Source organism: Bradyrhizobium sp. CCBAU 21365, assembly GCF_015291305.1.
GTDB classification, from domain to species: domain Bacteria; phylum Pseudomonadota; class Alphaproteobacteria; order Rhizobiales; family Xanthobacteraceae; genus Bradyrhizobium; species Bradyrhizobium elkanii.
The window spans coordinates 5,747,217-5,759,560 of sequence record NZ_CP030036.1 but is presented as its reverse complement, the minus strand read 5'-3'; the positions used below and the strand labels follow the sequence as shown (position 1 = coordinate 5,759,560).

Sequence of the window (12,344 nt, the reverse complement as noted above, 5' to 3'; positions counted from 1 at the left end):
CATGACAAGGTTGAATTGGGTAAAGTCGCATATGCTCGCCGCGGCAGTAGCATCCGCAGCGACCTTCGCGGGCTCTTTCGCGCTCGCCGACGATGTCAGCCAGGACCGTCTGCTCAATGCTGACAAGGAAGCAGGCAACTGGCTGCACCACCACAAGAACTATTCGGCTACGCGCTTCTCGTCGCTGGCGGATATCAACAAGGACAATGTCAAGAACCTCAAGGTAGCCTGGACCATGCATCTCGGCGGCGTCGAGGGCGGCGGAATCTGGTCGCATGGCGGTCTGGAGGGAACGCCGATCGTCGAGAACGGATTCATGTACGTCACCGACGGCTGGGGGTCGGTCTACAAGATCGATGCGCATGGCGGCAAAGGCGTGCTGCTCTGGAAGATGGATCCGAAGACCGACCATGACTGGGCCGGCGCGGTCGCCTGCTGCGGCGTCGACAACCGCGGCGTCGCATTGTGGGGCAACCTCGTCGTCTCGCACACGCTCGACGGCCGCCTGATCGCGACCAACAAGGAGACCGGGCAGGTCGCCTGGCAGCGCCAGGTCGCCGATCCCGACAAGGGCGAGGTGATCACCGGCGCACCGCTGATCGTCAAGGACATGGCGATCACCGGCGTGGCCGGCGCCGAATACGGCATTCGCGGCTGGATCGCCGCGACCGACCTGAAGAGCCAGAAGGAAGTGTGGCGCACCCACACCATCCCGGGCAAGGACGAGGCCGGTCACGAGACCTGGAAGGACGACAAGGACGCCAAGGCGAGCGGCGGCGGATCGACCTGGGTCACCGGCAGCTTCGACCCCTCGACCAACACCATCGTCTGGGGCGTCGGCAATCCCGGACCGGACTGGGACAACGAATATCGGCCCGGCGACAACCTCTACACCGACTCCTCGCTTGGTCTCGATGCCGACACCGGCAAGATCAAATGGCACTACCAGCACACGCCGAACGATCCCTACGACTATGACAGCGTGGCGGAGAACGTGCTGGTCGACGTCCCCGGTCCGAACAACACGACGCAGAAGCTCGCGCTCGAGGCCGACCGCAACGGCTTTGCCTATGCGATCGACCGCAACAGCGGCAAGTTCATCTGGGGTCTGCCGTTCGTCAAGAAGGTGACCTGGACCAAGGGTCTCGACCCCGAATCCGGCAAGCCGGTGGAGTACGATCCGAAGCAGGGCGTGCAGCGCTACAACGCGGCGGTCACGCCAAGCCGGACCAACAAGGTGACGGACATCTGCCCCGGCAACATGGGCGGCAAGAACTGGCCGCCGACCGCGTATAATCCGAACCTGAAGCTCTGGTACATCCCGGTGATCGAGAGCTGCAACCGGATCACGGTCGAGGAGACGACGCCGGACAAGTTGAAGAAGCGCGAGTTCTTCACGGGCGGCGGACCGAGCCAGCCGGTCAAGATCACCGGCAGCGTCACCGCGATCGACGTCACCACCGGCAAGGTGGCAGGGAAGGCGGAGACCGAATTCCCGAACCTCGGCGGCATCCTGGCAACACCGGACCTCGTGTTCTCCGGACAGCCGTCCGGCGAGGTGATCGCCTATGACGCGAAATCGCTGCAGCAGCTCTGGCAGTTCAACACCGGCGGCGGCGTCAACGCGCCTCCTATGACGTTCTCGGTGGACGGCAAGCAGTATGTCGCGATCCTGGTCGGCCTCGGCGGTGCCTGGGACAAGTGGTTCATCGATGCCACGCCCGAACTGAAGCGGATGCAGCCGGGCTCGATGCTCTACGTGTTCGCCCTTTGACGTCGCAGCGCGGGAGGCCTCTCATCGGGGCCTCCCGCGTCGATTGGCCGCGAAAGACAAGAAACAAGACAAATGAAAAAAATATCGCTGATTGGCGCGTGGCTCGGCTGCGCGCTGGTGATGGGATTTATCGGTACCGCGCAAGCGCAGTCGGCGAACGATCCGACCGATGCGGGCAAGGCGGTGTTCAAGCGCGGCAATTGCGTCGGCTGCCACAAATGGCATGGCAATGGCGGCGGCGGCTATGGCGGCGACGCGCTGTCGCTGCGCAAGACCGAGCTGACCCGGGAGCAGATCATCGAGACCGTGACGTGCGGCCGGCCGGGCACCGGCATGCCGTTCTTCGTGCGCGGCTCCTACGACACCGCGAAATGCTACGAGATGACCCGGCAGGACGTCGCGGACCGCATGCCGCCCGAGGCGAATGTGTTCCTGCGGCCGAACGAGATCGAGGCCGTCGCCGACTACGTGCTCGCCCGCGTCAAGGGCAAGAGCGAGCCGACCTACGATGAATGCATCGCGTTCTTCGGCGATGGCTCGCGGGTCTGCAACATCTATAAGGAGGCCGGCCACGCCGCCGCGCCGTCCGCCGAGAGCGAGAAGGCAAAGCCATGAGCAAGCAAAGATCGGCAATCCGTGGCCTGGTCTTCGCTGTCACCGTCACGGCATCGGTGCCGGCGATGGCGACCGCGGGAGACCTGCGCGACATCAGCGTCGGAATGGCGATCAGCAGCGTGCCGGACGCGGGCTACATCAACCTGACCTGCGTCGGCGAGAAGACCCACAGATTGGCTGATTGGGCGCAGTGGCAGGCTTGCCAGGCCGGACCGGACCAGCTGCGCGGCATCCGCTTCGAGTACGATCGCGAGAGCGGGCGGGAAGGCACCATGGTCGGCGGCCATCCCGCGATCCTGACCGTCATGATCGACAAGGACGCCAAGATCGCGGCGCTGATGATCGAGACCGATCCGAAGGCGCGGCTCTATCTGCGCAAGAAGGCCTTCCTGCTCGGCCTGCAGGCGAGGTCGCGCTATGGCGAGGACGGCTGGACCTGTTCGAAGGCACAGCCGGGCGCCGACAAGCAGGAGGTCGGCGGCATATTTGTCGACGAGAAATGCACCAAGACCATCGACGGCCGGACGGTCGAGATCGAACGTCATCTCTATCGCGAGCCGAACAAGGAGCTCAAGGACATGACTGACGAGACCCGGATCACGATTCGCCGTGCCGGGTCTTGAGCTGCAAACTGAAACAGCCAAATTTCAGTTGCCTAACTGATCTAAAATGACTCTCTTTCTCTTCGTCATGGCCGGGCTTGTCCCGGCCATCCACGTCTTTTCTTACGCGATTGCAGCGAAGACGTGGATGGCCGGGACAAGCCCGGCCATGACGGAGCTAGTCTAGTGCCGCGCCAGCAGCACAACGACAATCAGGGCCAGGATGGCGCACAGCACCTTCCAGAAGGTCACGGGATCGCGGTCGTGCAGTGACTTGCGGGTCGTGACGGCGGGGCCGGCCCAGGTTGCGCCGTTTTCCAGTTCGTGCGCGAACTCGATGGCGTCGCCAAAACGTTGCGCCGGGTCGACGCTGAGCGCCTTGCCGATCACCGCGTCGAGCCAGGCCGGCAGGTCCGGCCGGTAGCGCGACAGCGGCGCCGGCTTGCCGAAGCGCGGCCGCGAGAACGGCTCGATCTCGCCGAACGGATAGTTCGCGGTGAACATGCGGTAGACCGTGACGCCGAGCGCGAACAGGTCGGAGGCTTCGTCGCCGGCCTTGCCGCCGAACAGCTCGGGCGCCATGTAGCTCGCGGTGCCCGGAATGTCCTCGGCGGGAAAGTCCTCCAAGAGCGGCACCCGCGCGACGCCGAGGTCGACGAGGCGCAACCCGCCATCCTTCAGCAGGATCACGTTGTCGGGCTTGATGTCGCGATGGATGATGCCGGCGCGGTGCAGCGCGGTGACCGCGCGTACCAACTTGGTTGCAATCGCGATGCCGTCGGTGAGCGACAGCCGCGGCGCGCGGCCAAGCCGCTGCTCCAGCGTTTCGCCCTCGTACAGCGGCATCGCCGAATAGAGCCTGGTCTGCCGCTCCGCCGGCACCTCGATAATTTCGCCGATCCAGAGGCTGCGCACGCGCGCGGCGACCCAGGCCTCGCGCACGAAGGCGAGGCGGTAGGAGCCCTCGCTCGCGACCCGCGGATGCGGAAATTTCAGCACCACCTCGCGGCCGGCGCGCTTGTCGGTCGCCTTGAACAGGCGGCTGTAGCGTCCGTCGGACAAGACGTCGCCGAGGCTGAAATCGTCGATCGTATCGCCGGTCTCCGGCAAATCGAGGATCGGCAGCGTCGCGATCGCGTGGGTAAGATCGTCGCGATCCGCCGGCGGCAGGTCGACGACATCGAGCACCAGCGCGGTCGTGTTGTCGCAGCTGCCGGCCACGAGGGCGGCATCGACGATGCTGCGCGCGGACTCGTCGGGCGGCGTGCGTTCCTCCAGCAATTGCTGGAGGCGCAAATCGCCGAGCGTGCCGTGAACCCCGTCGCTGCAGATCAGCAGGCGGTCATGTTGCCGGAGCCCAAGGGACGTGTAGTCGAAGCGGGCGAATTCCTCGAAACCGATGGCGCGGCTCAGCATGTGGGCGAGCTCGCCGCGGCCGGCGATATGGTCCTGCGTCAGGCGTTCCAGCCGGCCGTCGCTCAGGCGATAGGCACGGGTGTCGCCGATGTGGATCACATGGCATTGCCGCCGCGACAGGACGATCGAGGAGAACGCGCAGGCCATGCCGCTGCGCGCGGCATCGACGCGGCCCTGGCCGTAGATCCAGCTGTTGGCGGCTTCCAGCGCCCGCGCGGCGCGGCGGCGGACGCCGAGCGTCTCGGGCAGCGAATAATAGGCGTCGATGAAGCTGCGGACCGCGACCTCCGCGGCCTCGCGTCCGCCCTTGTGGCCGCCGACGCCGTCGGCGACCGCGGCGACGACGTCGCGGTGAACCGCACCCGGCTGGCCGAGGCAGGCCGCGACATAGTCCTCATTGGCGGCGCGCTTGCCGGTCTCGCTGGCGAAGCCGAGGCGCACCCCCAAATCCCGTTGCGAACCGTTCGCCACGCCCGAGCCCCGTCACGTTGCGGAGCGGAGTCCTCAGACGCGCGCTCCCGATACCGCGCCCCAGGTGGTGCGCCAGCGTACCTTGACCATGGCAAGTCCGATGAAGCCAAGCAACGCCAGCCCGCCGAAGAACAGGAAGCCGGCGCCGAAGCCGCCGGTCATGCCCTTGGCGAAGCCGAGCGTCTGGGCGAGGAAGAAGCCGCCGATGCCGCCGGCGCAGCCGACAAGACCGGTCATCAGGCCGATCTCGTGACGGAAGCGCAGCGGGATCAGCTGGAACACCGCGCCGTTGCCCATGCCGAGCGCCAGCACGCCGATCGAGAACAGCAGCACCGAGATCCAGGCAATGCGCGGCAGTTCGGTCAACGCCCAGCCGGCCGGCGTCGGCGCGGTCGGGCCCTCCGGCATGAAGGCAATGACGAGATAGGCGGCGACCACGACACCGAACAGGATCGACAGCGAGCGAATGCCGCCGATGCGGTCGGCGATCATGCCGCCGACGGGACGGAATCCCGAGCCGAACGCGACGATCAACGCGACCAGCATGCCGGCGGCGACGCCGGAGACATGATACTGCACGGTGAAATAGAGCGGCAGCGCGTTGGCGAGGCCGACGAAGCCGCCGAAGGTGATGAAGTAGAAGAACATGAACCAGCGGCTGTCGGAATCCTTCAGCAGTGCGCCGTAAGCCTGCAGCGAGACCTTCTTGCGCTCGCCCGGAGCGTCCTTGGCTGCGAACGCGTAATAGGCGAGCACCATCAGCATCGGAATCAAGAGGCAGCCGAACACGGCCTGCCAGCCCCAATGCTCGGCAATGCTCGGCGCAAGCAGCGTGTCGAGCACGACGCCCATATTGCCGGCACCGGCGATGCCCATCACCACGCCCTGATATTGCGGCGGATACCAGCGGCTCGCCTGGGGCAGGGCGACGGCAAACGAGGCGCCGCCGACGCCGAGCGCAAGCCCGAACAGCTCGATCGCGAGCTTGCTGGTCAGCCCGAAGTGCCACACCGCCGCGGTCGCGGCGATCACCACGAGCTGGGCGATGATGCCGGTGCGCTTGGCGCCGATGATGTCGGCGAGAATGCCCAACGGCACGCGAAGCAGCGCGCCGGCGAGCACGGGAATGGCAACCAGGGTGAACTTCTCGTTCACGGCCAGATTCATGTCGCGCGCGATGTAGACGATCAGCGGTCCGAGCGCGACCCACGCCATGAAACTGATGTCGAAGTACAGGAACGCGGCAAGCAGTGTCGGCCAGTGACCTGCCTTCTTGAACTCGGCTAGCTTCATCGCAAGCATCTCGCGTTGATGCGGCGGAGGCAGCCGCACAAAGCGCGGCCGTCTCAAGCGCAGACAAATGGAATGTGGGTGAATGCGGAGCGCGCTCGTCGTTGAGACGCACTCCGTCAATAGCTGTGGTGAGCAATTACCGTGCCATCGATCAGGTCGCGTCGCTTTGCCGAGCAGTCGCAAGACGTTGCCGCGCAATCGCGAACAGCGTTCCGCCGCCGCGCGTGGCGTGGCTTGCGGCAAGTGCCGCCGCGCAAACGCGCACGCTGGTGTTTTTTTGTGCGATGCGCCAAGCCCGTGCGGTCGCGCATCAAATGCGACTTCGCGAGCGCCATCGCGGCCATCGATGCTGTGATGCACAAGAGATCATCGGCGTGGCTAAAATTTCGGCCGGATGTCGGCGCGGCGTGCGGACCGGTGGGTTTTGGTCGGCCGGAAACCTGTTGATTTTGTAGGCGGATTCGTCCGCCGCGAGTTGGCACGCGTTTTGAATAACACTCAATAACGGAACATCGGTCGTCATCGAAGACGGTCTGCGCCCGCGGCTGGGCTTCCTACAACTCCAAACCTTTATCGGTGCCTATCAACGACGCACGCCGCGTCGCTGCGCAGCGCCGTCGGAATTGAAAGGCAGACCATGCTCGACAAAGTGACCAAGCAGAAGCTCGTGGTGATCGGCAACGGGATGGCCGGCATCCGGACGGTCGAGGCGCTGCTGGAGCGCGCGCCCGATCTCTACGACATCACCGTGTTCGGATCCGAGCCCTACGGCAATTACAACCGCATCCTGCTGTCGCCGGTGCTCGCCGGCGAGAAGACCGTCGACGACATCATGCTCAACACCGTCGACTGGTACGAGGACAACAACATCACGCTGCGCAAGGGGGAGACGGTCACCATGATCGACCGTCGCACCTGCGAGGTCGTCACCGAAGCCGGCGAGCGCGTGCCCTATGACCGCCTGCTGATCGCGACCGGCTCAAACCCGATCATGCTGCCGCTGCCGGGCAAGGACCTGCCGGGCGTGATCGGCTTCCGCGACATCTATGACGTCGATCGCATGATCAAGGCCTCGACCGACTATCGCAACGCGGTGGTGATCGGCGGCGGCCTGTTGGGCCTCGAGGCCGCCAACGGGCTGATGAAGCGCGGCATGAACGTCACGGTCGTGCATCTGCTCGACACGCTGATGGAGCGTCAGCTCGATCCGGTGGCAGGCGGCCTGTTGCGCAAGTCGCTGGAAGAGCGCGGCATGGTGTTCAAGATGCCGGCGCAGACCCAGGCGATCCTGGGCGAGGACCGCGTCACCGGCGTACGGTTCGGCGACGGCACCGAGCTGCCGGCCGATCTCGTGGTGATGGCGGTCGGCATCCGCCCGAATTTCGAGCTCGCCAAGAAGGCCGGGCTGTACTGCGAGCGCGGCATCGTCGTCTCCGACACCATGCAGACCTATGACGGCCGGATCTACGCGGTCGGCGAGTGCGTGCAGCACCGGCGCCAGACCTACGGTCTCGTCGCGCCGCTGTTCGACCAGGCCAAGGTCTGCGCCAACCACCTCGCGATGAAGGGTTTTGCCACCTATGACGGCTCGGTCACCTCGACCAAGCTGAAGGTCACCGGCATCGACCTGTTCTCGGCCGGCGACTTCGCGCCGGGCCCGGACAAGGAGGAGATCGTGCTGCAGGACGCCAACCGCGGCGTCTACAAGCGCATCATCCTGAAGGACAAGAAGATCGTCGGCGCCGTGCTCTATGGCGACACCATCGACGGCCCCTGGTACTTCCAGCATCTGCGTGACGGCACCGACGTCTCGCATATGCGCGAGCGCCTGGTGTTCGGCGCCGCCAATCTCGGCGATGGCGGCGTCAGCGGCCAGAGCTCCGTTGCCGCGATGAGCGACGAGACCGAGATCTGCGGCTGCAACGGCGTCTGCAAGGGGGCCATCGTCAAGGCGATCAGCGAGAAGAAGCTGTTCACGCTCGACGACGTCCGCGCCCATACCAAGGCATCGTCGTCCTGCGGTTCCTGCACCGGCCTGGTCGAGCAGGTGCTGGCGTTCACGCTCGGCGGCGACTATTCGGCGGCGCCGAAGGTCAAGCCGCTGTGCAAATGCACCGATCACAGCCACGACGACGTTCGCCGCGTCATCGTCGAGCAGCAGCTCAAGACCATTCCCGCGGTCATGCGCTTCATGGAGTGGAAGACCCTGAACGGCTGCCACTCCTGCCGTCCGGCGCTGAATTACTATCTGCTCGCGACCTGGCCCGGCGAATATCGCGACGACCAGCAGTCGCGCTTCATCAACGAGCGCGTCCACGCCAACATCCAGAAGGACGGCACCTATTCGGTGGTGCCGCGGATGTGGGGCGGCGTCACGACGCCGAGCGAGCTGCGCGCGATCGCCGATGTCGCCGAGAAGTTCAACATCCCGACGGTGAAGGTCACCGGCGGCCAGCGCATCGACCTGCTCGGCGTCAAGAAGGAGGATCTTCCGGCGGTGTGGGCCGACCTCAACGATGCCGGCATGGTGTCGGGCCACGCCTACGCCAAGGGCCTGCGCACGGTGAAGACCTGCGTCGGCTCCGAATGGTGCCGCTTCGGCACCCAGGATTCCACCGGCCTCGGCGTCAAGCTCGAGAAGTTCATGTGGGGCTCGTGGACGCCGGCCAAGGTCAAGCTCGGCGTCTCCGGCTGCCCGCGCAACTGCGCGGAAGCGACCTGCAAGGACGTCGGCGTGGTCTGCGTCGATTCCGGTTACGAGATCCATTTCGCTGGCGCCGCCGGCCTGCACATCAAGGGCACCGAGTTCCTGACCAAGGTCGAGACCGAAGACGAATGCCTCGAGGTGATCGTGGCGCTGACCCAGCTCTATCGTGAGGAGGGCTGGTATCTCGAGCGTATGTACAAATGGTGCGACCGCGTCGGTCTCGAGCAGATCAGGAAGCGGGTGGTCGACGACGTTGCGAACCGCAAGGCGCTGTTCGCCCGCTTTGCCCATTCGCAGCAGTTCGCGCAGACCGATCCGTGGGCCGAGCGCGCCAGCCGCGGCGTCGACCGCAACGAGTTCGCGCCTCTCGCCGAATTGGAGCTCGCATGACCCAGTGGATCGAAATCGGCGCATTGGCCGACATTCCACGGCTCGGCTCGCGCGTGGTGCGCACGCCGGGCGGCAACATCGCGGTGTTCCGGACTGAGAGCGACGAGGTGTTCGCGCTCGACGACCGCTGCCCGCACAAGGGCGGGCCGCTGTCGCAGGGCATCGTGCACAACAAGCGTGTGACCTGTCCGCTGCATAACTTCGTCATCGAGCTGGCGAGCGGGCAGGCGGTCGCGCCCGACGAAGGTTGCACCCATACCCATCCGGCCAAGGTCGAGAACGGCGTTGTCTGGCTGTCGGTGCGGCAGGCGGCTGCGGTGAGCTGAGCGGTCAGGTCAGGCAATGTCCGTCAAGACCACGTGTCCTTATTGCGGTGTCGGCTGTGGCGTCATCGCGTCGAAGGACGCGGCGGGTGCCGTCACCGTCGAGGGCGACAAGCAGCACCCGGCCAATTTCGGTCGGCTTTGCAGCAAGGGCTCGGCGCTTGCCGAGACCATCGATCTCGACGGGCGTCTGCTCGAGCCGATGATGGACGGCGCGCCGGCGGCGTGGGACGACGCGCTTGATCGCGTCGCCGATGGCTTTAACAGGATCATCAGGGAGTACGGGCCCGATGCGGTCGCGTTCTATGTCTCCGGCCAACTCCTGACCGAGGACTATTACGTCATCAACAAGCTCGCCAAGGGTTTCGTCGGCACCGCCAATATCGACACCAATTCGCGGCTGTGTATGGCCTCCAGCGTCGCCGGGCACAAGCGCGCGTTCGGCAGCGACACCGTGCCGGGCTGCTACGAGGATCTCGAGCAAGCGGAGCTTCTCGTGCTGGTCGGCTCCAACGCCGCCTGGTGCCATCCGATTCTGCACCAGCGCATGCTGGCGGCGAAGGAGAAGAATCCGGCGTGCAAGATCGTGGTGATCGATCCGCGCCGCACCGCGACCTGCGAGGGCGCCGATCTGCATCTGCCGCTGCGCTCGGGCAGCGACTCCGTACTGTTCAACGGCCTGTTCGCCTTCCTTGCCGGCAGCAACGCGGTCGACCGCGGCTTTGTCGGCAATTGCACGACGGGTGTCGTCGACGCGCTGAAACAAGTCGGCGGCCAGACCGTGGCGCAGACCGCGGCGACCTGCGGCCTGACCGAAGGCGCGGTCGGGCTGTTCTTCGACTGGTTCACGCGCACCGAGCGCGTCGTCACGCTGTATTCGCAAGGCATCAACCAGTCGTCGAGCGGCGTCGACAAGGTCAACGCCATCATCAATTGCCATCTATTGACCGGGCGCATCGGCCGTGCCGGCATGGGGCCGTTCTCGCTGACCGGCCAGCCCAACGCGATGGGCGGCCGCGAGGTCGGCGGGCTCGCCAACCAGCTCGCCGCGCATATGGAGATCGACAATCCCGCGCACCGCGCGTTGGTGCAGCGGTTTTGGCGCGCGCCCGTGATTGCGGAGAAGGCCGGGCTGAAAGCGGTCGACATGTTCGACGCGATCGCCGACGGCCGCATCAAGGCGGTGTGGATCATCTCGACCAATCCGGTGGTGAGCCTGCCGGATGCCGATCGCGCGCGCGCCGCGCTCGACGCCTGCGAGCTCGTCGTGGTGACGGATTGCATGCGCGACACCGACACCACGCGCCATGCCGACGTGCTGCTGCCGGCACTGGCGTGGGGCGAGAAGGACGGCACCGTCACCAATTCCGAGCGCCGGATCTCGCGGCAGCGGCCGTTCCTGGCAGCTCCGGGCGAGGCGCGCGCCGACTGGCGCATCATCTGCGACGTCGCCGCCCGGATGGGATATTCCGGCTTCGACTATGCCTCGGCTGCCGAGGTGTTCCGCGAGCACGCCGAACTGTCGGGCTTCGAGAATGACGGCCGGCGCGATTTCGACATCTCGGCGCTGGCTGCGCTCGACGACGGCGCCTATGAGGTGCTGGCGCCGGTGCAGTGGCCGGTGACATCGGAGCATCCGGCCGGCACGCCGCGGATGTTCGAGAGCCAGCAATTCTTCACGCCGGACCGCAAGGCGCGCTTCGTGCCGGTGGCACCACGCGCGGCGCGCAACGCGACCAGCCGCGACTTTCCGCTGGTGCTCAACACCGGCCGCGTGCGCGATCAGTGGCACACCATGACCCGGACCGGCAAAACCGGACGGCTATTGTCGCATGTGTTCGAGCCCTATGCCGAGTTTCACCCCGAGGACGCACGGCAGGCCGGGCTGCAAAACGAAGGATTGGTGCGGCTGACCAGCAGCTGGGGCGAGATGATCGCGCGCGTCGTGGTCAGCGCCGACCAGCGCCGCGGCTGCGTGTTCGTGCCGATGCACTGGAACGCGGAGTTCGCCGGCGAGGGACGCGTCAACGCGCTGGTCAATCCGGCGACCGATCCGCTGTCCGGCCAGCCGGAGTCCAAGCACACGCCGGTCAAGGCCGTCCCTTACGCGCCGAAATGGCACGCCTTCATCCTGAGCCGCGACGCGATCAGGCGTCCGGCAAGCGGCTACTGGGTTTACGGCAAGGCCGGCGATTGCACGCGGCTGGAACTTGCGCTCGACACTCGCCCGGAGAGCTGGCGCGACTGGGCGAGGGCGCAGCTCGGCCTCGACGGTGTCGAGATCGAATGGATCGCCTATCGCGATCCGGCCGCGGGCCGCTTCCGCTACGCGGCGGTGCGCGACGGCCGGCTCGAGGGCTGCGTGTTCATCGCGCCCGATCACACGCTGCCGTCGCGTGCGTGGCTGACCGGGCTGTTCGCCGAACAGCAATTGTCGGCCAATGCGCGGATGTCGCTGCTGGCCGGACGGCCGTTCGGCGCGGGCGAGGATGTCGGTCCGATCGTCTGCTCCTGCTTCAGCGTCGGACGGCACCAGATCACCGCCGAGATCAGGAAGGGCGCCGACAGCGTCGATGCGATCGGCCGTTGCCTGAAGGCTGGCACCAATTGCGGCGGCTGCAAGCCCGAAATCGGCAAGCTGATCGGCACCACCACGCAGCCGCGGCAGGCGATCGCGTCCTGAATCTTCGCGCGTCGCGACCGCGCCAGGGCGAAACGCAAGCAGTGCAATTGGGTCGCGATCCGCCCGGAAG

At 66.0% G+C, this 12,344-nt stretch carries 9 protein-coding genes; 7 read left to right on the top strand and 2 right to left on the bottom strand.

The features are described from left to right. Window position 1: 1 nt before the first annotated feature. From XI02_RS27020 to XI02_RS27010, 3 genes are all read left to right on the top strand, one after another. A complete protein-coding gene (locus tag XI02_RS27020) occupies window positions 2–1,774 on the top strand; it encodes a PQQ-dependent dehydrogenase, methanol/ethanol family (protein ID WP_240537244.1) in 1,773 nt (590 codons plus the stop codon). 120 nt (window positions 1,775–1,894) lie between these two features. Further along, the gene (locus tag XI02_RS27015; RefSeq protein WP_172649155.1) at window positions 1,895–2,389 is read left to right on the top strand and encodes a c-type cytochrome; all 495 of its coding nucleotides are present in this window, start codon (window positions 1,895–1,897) and stop codon (window positions 2,387–2,389) included. Then, window positions 2,386–3,012 (top strand): hypothetical protein, encoded by a 627-nt coding sequence (locus tag XI02_RS27010; protein ID WP_063709303.1) that lies wholly within the window; start codon window positions 2,386–2,388, stop codon window positions 3,010–3,012. Before XI02_RS27015 ends, XI02_RS27010 begins: the two co-directional genes overlap by 4 nt. A 162-nt stretch (window positions 3,013–3,174) precedes the next feature. On the opposite strand, the gene XI02_RS27005 is transcribed toward XI02_RS27010, so the two are convergent. Further along, window positions 3,175–4,848: a bifunctional protein-serine/threonine kinase/phosphatase gene (locus XI02_RS27005; protein WP_194483233.1), complete on the bottom strand. Its 1,674-nt coding sequence runs from the start codon at window positions 4,846–4,848 to the stop codon at window positions 3,175–3,177. Window positions 4,849–4,911: 63 nt separating this feature from the next. Then, the gene (locus XI02_RS27000; RefSeq protein WP_026192906.1) at window positions 4,912–6,171 is read right to left on the bottom strand and encodes an MFS transporter; all 1,260 of its coding nucleotides are present in this window, start codon (window positions 6,169–6,171) and stop codon (window positions 4,912–4,914) included. A 128-nt stretch (window positions 6,172–6,299) separates the two neighbouring features. Between XI02_RS27000 and XI02_RS26995 the strand changes: the two genes are divergently transcribed. The 4 genes from XI02_RS26995 to XI02_RS26980 all read left to right on the top strand — a co-directional run bounded on the left by XI02_RS26995 (window position 6,300) and on the right by XI02_RS26980 (window position 12,274). Then, window positions 6,300–6,626, top strand: coding sequence for a hypothetical protein (locus tag XI02_RS26995; protein WP_129965108.1), 327 nt, complete (start codon window positions 6,300–6,302; stop codon window positions 6,624–6,626). Between the two features lie 182 nt (window positions 6,627–6,808). After that, on the top strand, window positions 6,809–9,268 hold the full coding sequence (gene nirB / locus XI02_RS26990) for a nitrite reductase large subunit NirB (protein WP_038380485.1): 2,460 nt from the start codon (window positions 6,809–6,811) through the stop codon (window positions 9,266–9,268). Beyond that, window positions 9,265–9,594: a nitrite reductase small subunit NirD gene (gene nirD, locus XI02_RS26985; RefSeq protein WP_038380484.1), complete on the top strand. Its 330-nt coding sequence runs from the start codon at window positions 9,265–9,267 to the stop codon at window positions 9,592–9,594. The genes nirB and nirD overlap by 4 nt, the downstream gene beginning before the upstream one ends. A gap of 16 nt (window positions 9,595–9,610) precedes the next feature. Beyond that, complete coding sequence (locus XI02_RS26980) at window positions 9,611–12,274, top strand: nitrate reductase (protein ID WP_038380483.1); 2,664 nt, start codon at window positions 9,611–9,613, stop codon at window positions 12,272–12,274. Window positions 12,275–12,344 lie beyond the last annotated feature (70 nt).

Coding starts and splice junctions, on each gene's coding strand:
- XI02_RS27000 (WP_026192906.1), bottom strand. CDS start 6,171: ATGAAGCTAGCCGAGTTCAAGAAGGCAGGTCACTGGCCGACACTGCTT.
- XI02_RS27020 (WP_240537244.1), top strand. CDS start 2: ATGACAAGGTTGAATTGGGTAAAGTCGCATATGCTCGCCGCGGCAGTA.
- nirB (WP_038380485.1), top strand. CDS start 6,809: ATGCTCGACAAAGTGACCAAGCAGAAGCTCGTGGTGATCGGCAACGGG.
- XI02_RS26980 (WP_038380483.1), top strand. CDS start 9,611: ATGTCCGTCAAGACCACGTGTCCTTATTGCGGTGTCGGCTGTGGCGTC.
- XI02_RS27015 (WP_172649155.1), top strand. CDS start 1,895: ATGGGATTTATCGGTACCGCGCAAGCGCAGTCGGCGAACGATCCGACC.
- XI02_RS27010 (WP_063709303.1), top strand. CDS start 2,386: ATGAGCAAGCAAAGATCGGCAATCCGTGGCCTGGTCTTCGCTGTCACC.
- nirD (WP_038380484.1), top strand. CDS start 9,265: ATGACCCAGTGGATCGAAATCGGCGCATTGGCCGACATTCCACGGCTC.